Origin of the sequence: Claveliimonas sp., from assembly GCF_037273965.1 — a bacterium.
Taxonomy (GTDB): Bacteria; Bacillota; Clostridia; order Lachnospirales; family Lachnospiraceae; genus Claveliimonas; species Claveliimonas bilis.
The window spans coordinates 1-12,954 of the sequence record NZ_JAYAZJ010000066.1 but is presented as its reverse complement, the minus strand read 5'-3'; the positions used below and the strand labels follow the sequence as shown (position 1 = coordinate 12,954).

General features: G+C 45.2%; 12 protein-coding genes. 4 read left to right on the top strand and 8 right to left on the bottom strand.

Annotated features, from left to right (window positions below; all coding sequences use genetic code 11):
* Positions 1 to 53 precede the first annotated feature (53 nt).
* Entirely contained in the window at positions 54 to 1,484 is a 1,431-nt protein-coding gene (locus tag WJ238_RS05225) for an alanine/glycine:cation symporter family protein (RefSeq protein WP_337606331.1), read from the bottom strand.
* Positions 1,485 to 1,633: 149 nt separating this feature from the next.
* Between WJ238_RS05225 and WJ238_RS05220 the strand changes: the two genes are divergently transcribed.
* Positions 1,634 to 2,527, top strand: a complete 894-nt coding sequence (locus WJ238_RS05220) for a LysR family transcriptional regulator (RefSeq protein WP_337606330.1) — start codon at positions 1,634 to 1,636, stop codon at positions 2,525 to 2,527.
* Between the two features lie 65 nt (positions 2,528 to 2,592).
* On the opposite strand, the gene rpiB is transcribed toward WJ238_RS05220, so the two are convergent.
* Positions 2,593 to 3,039, bottom strand: a complete 447-nt coding sequence (gene rpiB, locus WJ238_RS05215) for a ribose 5-phosphate isomerase B (RefSeq protein WP_230107196.1) — start codon at positions 3,037 to 3,039, stop codon at positions 2,593 to 2,595.
* Positions 3,040 to 3,219: 180 nt separating this feature from the next.
* Between rpiB and WJ238_RS05210 the strand changes: the two genes are divergently transcribed.
* On the top strand, positions 3,220 to 4,008 hold the full coding sequence (locus WJ238_RS05210; RefSeq protein ID WP_337606329.1) for an HAD family hydrolase: 789 nt from the start codon (positions 3,220 to 3,222) through the stop codon (positions 4,006 to 4,008).
* 32 nt (positions 4,009 to 4,040) lie between these two features.
* Here WJ238_RS05210 and araD read toward each other — a convergent pair whose 3' ends face one another.
* Complete coding sequence (araD, locus tag WJ238_RS05205) at positions 4,041 to 4,739, bottom strand: L-ribulose-5-phosphate 4-epimerase (protein ID WP_337606328.1); 699 nt, start codon at positions 4,737 to 4,739, stop codon at positions 4,041 to 4,043.
* A gap of 113 nt (positions 4,740 to 4,852) precedes the next feature.
* Positions 4,853 to 6,109, bottom strand: a complete 1,257-nt coding sequence (gene uraA / locus WJ238_RS05200; RefSeq protein ID WP_230107198.1) for a uracil permease — start codon at positions 6,107 to 6,109, stop codon at positions 4,853 to 4,855.
* A 423-nt stretch (positions 6,110 to 6,532) separates the two neighbouring features.
* Between uraA and WJ238_RS05195 the strand changes: the two genes are divergently transcribed.
* Together WJ238_RS05195 and WJ238_RS05190 are read left to right on the top strand one after the other, a co-directional pair.
* On the top strand, positions 6,533 to 7,594 hold the full coding sequence (locus tag WJ238_RS05195; protein ID WP_337606327.1) for an NAD(P)-dependent alcohol dehydrogenase: 1,062 nt from the start codon (positions 6,533 to 6,535) through the stop codon (positions 7,592 to 7,594).
* Between the two features lie 24 nt (positions 7,595 to 7,618).
* A complete protein-coding gene (locus tag WJ238_RS05190; protein ID WP_337606326.1) occupies positions 7,619 to 8,545 on the top strand; it encodes a GTP-binding protein in 927 nt (308 codons plus the stop codon).
* A 20-nt stretch (positions 8,546 to 8,565) separates the two neighbouring features.
* On the opposite strand, the gene WJ238_RS05185 is transcribed toward WJ238_RS05190, so the two are convergent.
* The 4 genes from WJ238_RS05185 to WJ238_RS05170 all read right to left on the bottom strand — a co-directional run.
* Positions 8,566 to 9,654: a glycerol dehydrogenase gene (locus tag WJ238_RS05185; protein WP_230107206.1), complete on the bottom strand. Its 1,089-nt coding sequence runs from the start codon at positions 9,652 to 9,654 to the stop codon at positions 8,566 to 8,568.
* Between the two features lie 138 nt (positions 9,655 to 9,792).
* The gene (locus tag WJ238_RS05180; RefSeq protein WP_337606324.1) at positions 9,793 to 10,617 is read right to left on the bottom strand and encodes a carbon-nitrogen hydrolase family protein; all 825 of its coding nucleotides are present in this window, start codon (positions 10,615 to 10,617) and stop codon (positions 9,793 to 9,795) included.
* A 93-nt stretch (positions 10,618 to 10,710) separates the two neighbouring features.
* The gene (gene tuf / locus WJ238_RS05175) at positions 10,711 to 11,904 is read right to left on the bottom strand and encodes an elongation factor Tu (RefSeq protein ID WP_230107208.1); all 1,194 of its coding nucleotides are present in this window, start codon (positions 11,902 to 11,904) and stop codon (positions 10,711 to 10,713) included.
* A gap of 139 nt (positions 11,905 to 12,043) precedes the next feature.
* Positions 12,044 to 12,954: translation factor GTPase family protein (locus WJ238_RS05170; protein ID WP_524536990.1), on the bottom strand; the 911-nt coding region annotated here is incomplete at its 5' end.

Sequence of the window (12,954 nt, the reverse complement as noted above, 5' to 3'; positions counted from 1 at the left end):
AATTGTCATAGTAAAGCGGGCATATCATATTTCGAGATATGCCCGCTTTTTGGCTATTGCCGGGATTCTTTTTTCTTTCTCTCATAATCTTTCAATGATCCTACCGCTTCTTTCGCCAGCGGAACAAGAGCGATCATATTGAATATTGTCATCAGTCCGATGCCTGTATCTCCCAGATCCCACACAAAAGTATATGCCGCAAGCCCGCCGATAAACAACATAACAAGCGCCAGAATCTTGTACAATGTCTGTGATCTCCAGTTATCTCCAAACAGGTAGGCTACATTGGAACGGGCATAGAACAGAATCCCAATAAAGGTAGAAAAACTGAACAGCCACAAAATCACAGCAATAAATATGACTCCAAATTCTCCAAGATGATAACTCATGGCCGTCTGCAGAAGATCCATTCCTTGCAGACCATTTGTCAATTCCTCCGGAGTCAGAAGCATGATCATTGCAGTACAGGTGCAGATCACCAGAGTATCAATGAATACTCCAAGAGCCTGCAGAAGCCCCTCTTTCGCCGGATGGCTGATATCCGCTGCCGCCGCTGCACAGGGAGCTGATCCGGATCCTGCTTCATTGGAGAAAAGCCCTCTTTTCACTCCGTTCATCAAAACTGCGCCAAACCCTCCTGCCGCCACCTGACGGATCCCGAACGCTTCCTCAAAAATTCTGGCAAACACGGCCGGAAGCTGTGGGATATTTATGACAATGATAAAAATAGTAATAATAAAATACAAAGCTGCCATAACAGGCACCATGATATCCAGTACCTTTACTGTCGCATTTTTCCGAAGAACGATCACAGCCGCCAAAACTACCAGTACAACGGTAGAGTAAAGAGGCGGGATATGGAATGCATTGTCAAATGCAGACGATACCGAATTTCCGATGACCTGACTGATTCCGCACCAGCAAAGAAGACCGGAAAGAGCAAACAGAACTGCTATCACAGATTTCTTTCTTTTGCTCCCCCTATTTGTAATAAACAAAGCATGAATATAGTAAGCCGGTCCTCCCCTATATCCTCCATAAAGAGGATCTTTTTCTTTATATATCTGGGCCAGAGTCGCTTCTGCAAATGCTGTAGACGATCCAAGAAGGGCAATAACCCACATCCAAAATACTGCTCCGGCGCCTCCTGCTGATATAGCCGCAACAACTCCTACCAGATTCCCCATTCCTACCCGGGTAGCCGTAGATACGATCAGCGCCTGCACACCGGAAATTCCATGTTGTTCTGCAGAAGTCCTGTTTTCCACCGTAACCCTGATCATTTCCGGAAAAAGTCGAAACGGCAGGAACTTAGTACGTACTGTAAAATATATGCCTGCCGGAACGAGGATAATAACCAGCAGCGATAATCCCAGACTGCTTCCTCCCGGGAGAGGGATAGTTACAATATCTCCCCATAACATCGCATAAATTGTTTCAAAAAATCGCACAACCGCCTGACCGGCCGCGTTTAAAATCTCCATTATATGTATCCTTTCTCTCTCGCACCATTATTGAATGACACTGTATTTGTTTTTCTCTTCCCCATAGTATATAATAGAAAGGAACATCTGTAAAATTAATAATTATAATGATATGAATCTAAAAATTAGATGGTAAAGGCGGTAACAGAATGGATATCAAAAATCTGACAACTTTTATCTATGTAGCCGAACTGAACAGTTTTACAAAAGCAGCCGAAAAGCTGGGATTTTCTCAGTCCACTGTCTCCTTTCAGATCAGACAGCTGGAGCGTGAATTAAATTCCCAGTTATTCGAACGTGTCAATCACACCATAGCTTTAACTGAAAAAGGCCGGGAAGTCCTGGATTACGCTCACAAAGTCAACAAACTGACTTCGGAACTTCAGGAAAACATGCAGGAAACAGGAACCATCCGCGGTCATGTAAGATTGGCAATGGCAGATTCTCTGTGCAGTTCCATTTTCAGCAAAAATTATGCTTCTTTTAAAAAAAATTATCCTGAGATTGCACTGAAAATTATCACCGCCGGAACCGGTGAAATGTTGACGCTCGTAGACCACAACGAGGCAGATCTTGTTCTCACCCTGGACAGCCATATCTACAATACAGAATATGTGATCGTAAAAGAAGAACGAGTAGGCGTACACTTTGCAGCCGGCGCCGGGTATCCCCTTCCCCTCGGAGCAAAGCTTTCTGTCCGGGATCTTTGCAGCCATCCTTTTATCCTGACAGAAAAGGGAATGAGCTACCGCCGCCTTCTGGATGAGCGGCTGGCAGAGATGTCTCTGGAAATTCATCCTATTCTGGAAATCGGAAGCACAGATCTTATCTGTGCTTTACTGGAACAAAACCTTGGAATTTCTCTTCTTCCGGATTATGTAACCGCAAAAAAAGTTGCCGAGGGAAAGCTGGTTCTTCTTCCCGTGGAAGACCTGGAAATCGAAGTGTGGAAACAGCTCCTGTACCATCGGAACAAATGGGTATCCCCCCAGATGGAATCGGTGATGGAGCACTGTGTTAAGCGGGGTTTTTCCCAAGAATAAAATAAGGAAGCAAATCACCATGTGGTCTGCTTCCTTTTACTTTTACTGTTTCTGCTTCTATTTTTTTATCTTTCCCTCTCTTCAATCGCCGTGATCATATCGATACGCTCCTGATGCCGTCCGCCCTCAAACTCTGCATTCAGCCACTCCTCTATGATCATCTTCGCAAGCTCAATGCCGATGACTCTTGCGCCAAAAGCAAGAATGTTGGTATTATTGTGCTGTTTTGATAATCTTGCTGTGTACGGCTCACTGCATACAACTGCTCTTACGCCTTTCACCTTATTGGCTGCAAGAGATATTCCGACACCTGTACCGCATATTAAAATTCCAAGATCCACTTCTTTGGATACCACAGCCCTTGCAACTTTTTCTCCATATACCGGGTAATGACAGCTCTCGGTGGAGTCTGTCCCATAATTTACTACTTCATAGCCAAGATCCTGTAAAAACTTCACGATTTCATTTTTCATGTCTACTGCTGAATGATCGTTTCCTATTCCTATTTTCATGTCCTCGTCTCCAATCTTTGCTTTAAAAATTTCTGCTCTTATATTATAATAATCCCAGGCTCAAAAGGTCCCGGCCCACATGAGCTTGCTCAAAAGTGGTTGGGGCTTTTGATCCCAACTTCATTATAATGTCTTGCTGTATGAATAGCAATGTCTATCTTAAAGGAGTGTAACAGAACTATGATAAAATTAATAGCCAGCGATCTTGACGGAACTCTGCTTCAAAAAGGTGCACAGACAGTAAGCCGGCAGGCGATAGAGCTGATCGAAAAACTTCTCGACAATGGCATCCATTTTACTGCTGCCAGCGGAAGACAGTACAACAACTTAAGGAGACTTTTTGCACCTTTTGCCGATCGCATTTCCTATATTGCAGAAAACGGCTCTCTGTGTATCCACAACGGCCAGATGCTTTCCCGGTCATCCATAGATCACGACCTTTCCATGCGCATCATCGATGCTGTCCACAATTATCCGGGCTGCAACTGTATTGTATCAGGAGTGGAAACTCTCTATACAGATTCTTCCGATCCCAGATTCATACATTATCTTCTGGATGAGATGAAATTCGATGTTATGCAGGTAGAAAACCTTAAAACAGATGTGCCTGAGCCTTTTCTGAAAATAGCCGTTCTTCATTTTGAGAAAAGTATTGACTGCGAAGCTTATATGAAACAACTGTTTTCTTCCGAAATAAAGATTGTCACTTCCGGAAACAGATGGGTGGACTTTATCGCGCCAGGCACAAACAAAGGCATCGCCCTTCAGGTTCTTATGGATCATCTGCACATAAAGCCGGAGGAATGCGTCGCCTTCGGAGACCAATATAACGATGTGGAGATGCTGCAGCTTGCAGGTACAAGTTATGCTATGTCGAGCGCTGCTCCCGGTATTGCATACTATTCCACCTATGTAACAGATTCTGTAGAGGAAGTATTGGAAGATATTGCGGCAGGCGTGGAGCTTTAGTCCCCCTGCCGCTCCTTTCTCTTTTCCATCCTTCATTTTCTTTGTCCGTAATAGGCATCTTCGCCATGTTTTCTGTAATAATGTTTGTCCTGCAGGTTTTGGGAAGCCGGTTCATTTCCGGGATTGATCCATTCACAAAGCGCTGCCATCCGGGCAACTTTCTCCAGAACTGCTGCATGATATACGGCCTCTCCGGCATTTTTCCCCCAGGCAAAGGGACCATGATTTCTGCACAGGACTGCCGGGGTCGCCAGGTAGCCTATATTGCGCAAAGAAAATTCATCCGCAATCAGAAGTCCGGTATTTTTTTCGTAATCTTCATCAATTTCTTTTGGAGTCAGTTCTCTCACGCAAGGCACTTCCCCGTAAATATGATCTGCGTGAGTCGTCCCATAGCATGGAATGTCCCGGCCCGCCTGTGCCCAGCTGGTTGCCCAGACAGAATGGGTATGAGCCACGCCTCCTATTTCCGGAAATCGCCGGTACAGCACCGCATGGGTTGCCGTATCGGAAGAAGGCCGGTATCTTCCTTCTATTCTGTTTCCCTCCAGGTCCACAACTGTCATATCTGACGGAGCAAGTTGTCCATACTCTACTCCGCTTGGTTTAATAACAAAAAGCCCCTTTTCCCGATCGATCCCGCTTACATTTCCCCAGGTAAATGTCACAAGATCGTACTGCAAAAGGAGCATATTTGCCTCATAGACTTCTTTTTTCAATTCCTCCAGCATATGAAAAGCCTCCTGTCTGTACTGTTTCTCTTTACAGGTTCTGCAGATGGAGAAATTTTTATTCTTGTTTTATTCTTTTTTCCGGCATAAATAGCCGGATTCATTTAACACCGCTATTCCCTGTCATTTGTCAGATTCAGTTTATCCAGCAGGTGGAAAATAAGGCTTAATATCATACCTACAATACATGCCAGAACCATGCCGGTAAGCTGGATATTTCCGATATTTACCGCAATTCCGGACAAGCCTGTCACAAATACAATACTGGTCAGTGTCAGATTCCTGGACCGCCCGTAATCCACCCTGGAATCTACAAGGATTCTGATACCGGATGCTCCGATCATTCCGTAAAGAAGGAAGGATATCCCTCCGATAACCGGTCCCGGAATTGTCTGGATCAGCATGGAAAGTTTGCCGACAAAGGAGCAGATAATAGACAGAACCGCGGCGCCGGCAATGACTCTTACACTGTACACCTTGGTTACTGCCATGACTCCGATATTTTCTCCATATGTTGTAGTCGGAACCGCGCCAATCAGACCGGAAAGCATGGTAGATAAATTATCCCCCAGCAAAGACCGGTGAAGCCCCGGATCCCGCAGAAGATCCCTTCCCACGATCTTGCTGGTAACAACCTGATGCCCGATATGCTCAGACGTGATCACAAGAATAACCGGCAAGATTGTAATAATAGCTTCTGCACTGAATTTCGGAAGCATAAAATTAGGCAGTGCAAATAAAGATGCCTCTGAAACGGCGGTAAAGTCTACAATCCCGCATAAAATAGCGGCGATATATCCGGCAATGACAGCAATCAGAATCGGAATAACCGAAAGGAATTTCCTAAATAGGATGGAGCCAAATACAGCAACTCCCAATGTTACTCCGAATACAATGATATTGCTGGTGCTGATCTTTTCATCCAAAAGTCCCGCATTGCTTGCTGCAGAACCGGAAAGCTCCAGGCCGATCAAAGCCACCACCGGACCCATAGCAGCCGGAGGCAGTACAACGTCAATCCAATCACATCCAAATTTATAAATGATCAGCGCCAGAACGCAGCCGCAGAATCCGACTGCCACAAATCCGCCCAGCGCGTACTCATATCCCATTTTATCGATCACCAGCCCAGCCGGAGCAAGGAAGGCAAAACTCGATCCCAGATAAGCAGGCGCCTTTCCCTTTGTGATAGCGATAAATAAAAGTGTGCCCACACCATTCATAAACAATACAACTGCCGGGCTGATTCCAAACATAAAGGGTACAAGGACCGACGCCCCAAACATAGCAAACATGTGCTGAATACTAAGCGGAACCAAAAGCCGAAATGGCACTTTTTCCTCCACTTGTATAATTTTTCCACTCTCCATTTCTCTCATCCTCCTCGTAATCAATTTTTACTTTTCAGGCCGTGAATCACGCAGATATAATAACCACGATGTGGTTATTATACCATAACTGCTGCCGCAGTTACGGCTGCCCCGGGCGGATGCGCAGCGGATTTCTGCGGTTCCGCAGAAACCGCTTTATGCGCAGGTATAATAACCACGATGTGGTTATTATACCATATAGGAGGACTCCGCAGGGAAAAAAGAGACTGTCGGATTCTCCCTTATATGCTGGATTATCTGTCACATTTTTCTTCATATATTCAAAATATTATATTCTATTTGATATATTTTCTACAAACTTAATAAATTATTGTTAATTTTCTGTTTTTTATTTACTTTTCATAGGCGTCCTGTTATAATGAGATAAATTATCAATTTCAAAAAGTAAAAGGAGGGAACGATATGAAAGGCTATGCAATGCTTAAAATCGGGGAATCCGGTTGGATCGAAAAGGAAAAACCTGACTTTGGACCACTGGATGCCATTTGTAAACCACTGGCAGTTGCCATCTGTACATCCGATGTTCACACTCTCTGGGAAGGCGCCATCGGAGAACGTCACAATATGATACTTGGACATGAATGCTGTGCTGAAGTTGTAGAAGTAGGCTCTCTCGTAAAGGATTTCAAACCCGGAGACCGTGTTCTTGTTCCGGCCATTACACCTGACTGGAACTCTCTGGAAGCCCAGGCAGGATACTCCATGCACTCCGGCGGAATGCTTGCAGGATGGAAATTCTCCAACTTTAAAGACGGCGTATTTTCCGAATATTTCCATGTAAACGATGCCGACGGCAATCTCGCACTTTTGCCTGACAACATTACTCCGGTAGACGCATGTATGTTGTCTGATATGGTTCCTACCGGATTCCACGGCGTAGAACTGGCAGACGTACAGTTTGGAGATACCGTTCTTGTAATCGGAATCGGCCCGGTCGGCCTTATGGCTGTTGCGGGTGCAAATTTAAGAGGCGCATCCAGGATCATTGCAGTCGGCACACGCCCGGCATGTGTAGAAGCAGCCAAAGGATACGGCGCTGTTGATTTTATCAGTTATAAAGATGGAACTATAGAAGATCAGGTTCTTGCCATGACAGGAGGAAAAGGCGTAGATAAGGTGATCGTTGCCGGAGGCGGATGCGAAACGTTTGAATCCGCTGTTAAAGCCCTGAAACCAGGCGGAAAAATCGGAAATGTAAATTATCTCGGAAGCGGAACCTATGTAAACATCCCCCGCGCTGAATGGGGCGTCGGCATGGGACACAAACAGATCAACGGCGGACTGATGCCAGGCGGACGTCTCCGTATGGAAAAACTGGGCGCACTTGTCTCTGCCGGAAAACTTGACGTACATCCTCTTGTATCCCACGTATTTGAAGGCTGGGAACATCTGGAAGAAGCTCTGTTCATGATGCGTGACAAACCGAAGGATCTGATCAAACCAGTTGTAAAAATCGAAGATTAACTGCCCCATGGAGGATTATAACACATGAAGATACTGATCGTATCCGGATTTCTTGGCGCCGGAAAGACCACCTTTATAAAAGAGATGTCCCGCAAACTGGACCGTGATTTTGTTGTCATGGAAAACGAATACGGCGAGACAAATATGGATGAAACCTTTCTCCAGGATAACGAAAAACTAAATATCTGGGAAATGACAGAAGGATGTATCTGCTGCACAATGAAAGCAGATTTCGCATCTTCCATCCTGACCATTGCCAACACTCTGGATCCGGAGTATCTCATTGTGGAACCTACAGGCGTCGGTATGCTAAGCAATGTCATCCAGAATATCCGGCAGATCGAATATGAGCGTATCACTCTGCTTCGCCCCGTGACTATTCTGGATGCCAACTGCTTTGACCGCTATATGCATGACTATGAGGAAATTTTTCAAGATCAATTGAAATCCGCCGGAACTATCATAATATCCAAGCGGGATTTCCATACACCTGAAGAAACCGACGAATTTGTGCAAAAAGTTCAAAAGACAGCGCCGGATGCCAGGATCCAGGCCCAGCACTATTCCTATCTTGACTCTTCCTGGTGGGAAAGTCTTCTGGAAACGGACTTCAGCGGAAATATAATAGAAAATAAAGGAGAGGCAAAGTCTGATCTTGACAGCTTCACTCTATCCGGCATTTCTCTGGAAAACAGCTCTGCTCTTCTTCTCTTTTTAGAGCAGCTTGTCCGGGGAGAATTTGGAGACATCTGCCGGTCAAAAGGGATCCTTAATACAGGACAGTGCCATCTTCGTTTTGATACCGTGGATATGCGCTACAGCCTCACTGGTTTCGAATCATCCGGCAAATCTCAAGGTGTGTTTATTGGCACAAATATAAAAAGGAATGCACTGCGCCGGAAACTCCTTCCACAGTACATTCCCCGTATACAGTTCCGGCCGTCTTCCTGACAGCCGGAATTTTATTTCCTTTATTTTCTGGCTCTTCCAAGAGAATCTGCCGCAACAATCGCATCATATAACTGCTCCGGCGTTACATCCGCTACCATGTTATGAATGGATTCTCCCTCTGCACATGCATTCTTCGCAATTACCTCAATTTCTTCTTTCTTTGTAACTCCAAGCTCTTCCAGAGTAATCGGAAGCCCTACTTCCATGCAGAAATCCTGCACTTCTTTAAATTCTTCTTTGGATGCCCCTTCCAGAACAAGCTGTACCAAAGTACCATATGCCACACAATTTCCATGAGGAGCGCTGTGTCCGCCAAGAGCTGTCAGTCCATTGTAGAAGGAATGAGCTACAGCCAGACCGCCGTTATCTGCACCGACACCGGACAAATATACATTCGCTTCGATAATCGCATCCAGAGCAGGAGTAACAACCTGATTTTCGCAGGCATGTTTTGCCGCTGCCCCGTATTCTTTCAATGTTTCATAACACAGACCGCAAAGAGCCATAGCCGATCTTGTAATTCCTCCAAATTCCAGACTGGGGGCATCTGTCCTCTGGCAGGCCCTGGCCTCAAAATAAGTGCCCAGAGCATCTCCCATTCCGGCAACCAGGAATCTCACGGGCGCCTTGGCAATGATATCACTATCCACAATGACTGCCTCCGGATTTTTCGGATAAAACAGATAACTGTTAAAAGTCTCATCGTCATTATAAATAACAGAAAGGCCGGTACAGGGGGCATCTGTTGCCACAACAGTAGGAACAATGACAACCGGAAGCTTTTCATAGTAAGCAGTTGCCTTGGCCGTATCTATAGCCGAACCTCCGCCCACGCCAACTACAACATTGATCCCCTTCTCACGGACAATCGCTCTCATTTTTTCAATTTCACCGACACTGGAAACACCGCCAAAGATTTCATAGCACCTGCTGTCATCTGCAGTGCCGAAACTTTTTTCAATCTTGTCATGGCACATTTTATGTCCGCTTTTTGAACAAATAAACAGCCATTTGTTTCCCAGCTCTTTCATCTCTTCATAGAAACTCAAAAGAGAATCTTTTCCCTGCACATATTTCTGCGGAGCACGCATCAGTCTTAATCTTGCCATAGTAACACCCTCCTACAATTTTTATTGTTAATTATTTATCAATTTAATTTTATTATAGAACTTTTAATTCAAAAAGCAAGATGAAAACTGTCCAAATATGCAGTTTATATTTTCGATTTTTTCGTTAATTTTTTATCATTAAAATTCTGCTCCATTTTCGCTCTGGTATATATCCGTCCGGCGCGCCGAAAGAAGCGGCAGCTGCCTGCGGATACTATCTGCTTCTTTCAGATCAACGTCATGGATAATGTATCCTTCTTCTCCCTCCATCTCTTCAATGACATCTCCCCATGGAGATACCAGAAGGGTATGCCCCCAGGCAACATAAGAGGCTCCTGTATCTCTTGCACTGGAAGTACCCGCCACAAAACACTGGTTGTCCACAGCCCGGCCGCGGAACATTACATCCCAATGCGCCGGTCCGGTAGTCATGTTAAAAGCGGCCGGGACCAGAATCATTTTCGCTCCCCCAAGTACCATCATCCTTGCCAGTTCCGGGAATCGGAAATCGAAGCAGATACAGAGTCCGATTTTTCCAAACTCTGTAGAAAATAATGTGCATTTATCCCCCGCTGCCAGTGTTTCCGACTCCTTAAACTGCTGTCCGCCCTCTACCTGAATGTCAAACAAATGAACTTTTCTATGCTTTGCGATCTGTCTCCCTTTTCTGTCGAAAACATAGGCAGTATTGTATATTTTCCCGTCTGAAATTTCCGGTACAGATCCTGCTGCAAGGTAAATCCCGTATTCCTTTGCAAGATGACTTAGCATCGTCCATGTCTCTCCCCCTTCTTCCTCTGCATAAAGCGGAAACTGCTTCGTTTCATAGGGACAGTTAAACATTTCTCCCAGCATTACAATATCCGGCTCTTCCGGTTCTGTTTTTTCGAGATACAACTTTAGCTGTTCTATATTTTTCTTCTTATCACTATAAACACGGGACTGTATCTGTGCGATCTTCATGGAATCCCTCCTTTTAAACAGCATTGCAAAGTCAAAAACCCTCAGAAAGCATAGCTCTCTGAGGGTAAATTTTTATATTACTCCTGTCAATGATTACTCAATGATTGTAGCAACACGTCCTGATCCTACTGTACGTCCGCCTTCACGGATAGCGAAACGAAGTCCCTGCTCCATAGCAACTGGGTGAATCAGTTCGATTGACATTTCTACGTTGTCACCAGGCATGCACATCTCAACGCCGTCCGGCAGGTTGCAAACACCTGTTACGTCTGTTGTTCTGAAGTAGAACTGTGGACGATAGTTGTTGAAGAATGGAGTATGACGTCCACCTTCATCTTTTGTCAGAACGTAAACCTGTGCTGTAAACTTTGTATGGCATGTTACAGAACCTGGTTTAACAAGAACCTGACCTCTTTCGATGTCTGTTCTCTGGATACCACGAAGCAGAGCACCGATATTATCACCAGCCTGAGCCTCGTCAAGCAGCTTACGGAACATCTCAACACCTGTTACAACTGTTTTCTGCTTCTCTTCATGGATACCAACGATTTCAACTTCGTCAGATACATGCAGAACACCACGCTCTACTCTACCAGTAGCAACTGTTCCACGTCCTGTGATAGAGAATACGTCCTCTACAGGCATCAGGAACGGCTGATCTGTAGCACGCTGTGGATCTGGAATATATGAATCAACTGCATCCATCAGCTCCATGATCTTATCTCCCCACTCTCCGTCTGGATCTTCCAGAGCTTTCAGAGCGGATCCCTGGATGATCGGTGTGTCATCTCCCGGGAATTCATATTCATCAAGCAGTTCACGAATTTCCATCTCTACTAATTCAAGAAGTTCTTCGTCATCTACCATATCACATTTGTTCATGAATACAACGATGTAAGGTACACCTACCTGACGAGACAGAAGGATGTGCTCTCTTGTCTGAGCCATAACACCGTCTGTAGCAGCAACAACCAGGATAGCTCCATCCATCTGAGCAGCACCTGTGATCATGTTCTTAACGTAGTCAGCATGTCCCGGGCAGTCTACGTGAGCGTAGTGACGTTTCTCTGTCTCATACTCAACGTGAGCTGTAGAAATTGTGATACCACGTTCTCTTTCTTCCGGAGCTTTATCGATGTTGTCGAATGCAACCTCTGCGTTACCAGATACTCTGTGGGAAAGAACTTTTGTGATAGCTGCTGTAAGAGTTGTTTTACCATGGTCAACGTGGCCGATGGTACCAATATTACAATGTGGTTTTGTTCTTTCAAATTTAGCTTTTGCCATTTTGAATGTCCTCCTTATTCAACCGCCCTTTCGGGCATTTTTCATGATTTTTCAGTTTACTCGGCTATTTCTGATTATATTTCATATCCCCTTGATTTTCAAGCCTTTTTCGCACTTTTTCAAAGAAAATGCGCGGGAATTATTCATTTTTTCCTGACAGAACTTTTTCCTGAACAGATTTCGGAACCGGTTTGTAACTCTCGAAGAACATAGAGTAGTTACCACGTCCCTGTGTTCTGGAACGTAAGTCTGTGGAATAGCCAAACATTTCGGAAAGCGGTACGTGTGCACGTACGATCTTTCCTCCGCCCAGATCATCCATACCTTCGATCTGTCCACGGCGTGAGTTGATATCACCGATGATATCTCCCATGTATTCTTCCGGCATAGTTACTTCTACCTTCATAATAGGCTCAAGAAGTACAGGAGCAGCTTTCTTCATCGCATCCTTGAATGCCAGGGATCCGGCAATATGGAATGCCATTTCACTGGAGTCGACTTCATGGTAAGAACCATCATAAACAGTAGCGTGCAGTCCGACTACCGGGAATCCGCCGAGGATACCGGATTTCATTGCTTCTTCGATACCTTCGCCTACTGCCGGAATGTATTCCTTCGGAATTGCTCCTCCGACTACAGTAGACTCGAACTTGTATGTCTCCTCACCGTTGACATCCATTGGCTCGAATTTTACTTTACAATGTCCGTACTGTCCACGTCCACCAGACTGTTTTGCATACTTGCTGTCTACATCAACTGCTTTAGTAAACGCCTCTTTGTAAGCAACCTGTGGTGCACCTACATTAGCTTCTACCTTAAATTCACGAAGCAGACGGTCTACGATGATCTCCAGGTGGAGCTCACCCATACCGGCGATGATCGTCTGACCTGTTTCCTGATCTGTATGAGCACGGAATGTCGGGTCTTCTTCTGCAAGTTTTGCAAGAGACTCACCAAGTTTACCCTGGGAAGCCTTTGTCTTAGGCTCGATAGCAAGCTCGATAACAGGTTCCGGGAACTCCATGGACTCCAGGATTACCGGATGCTGCT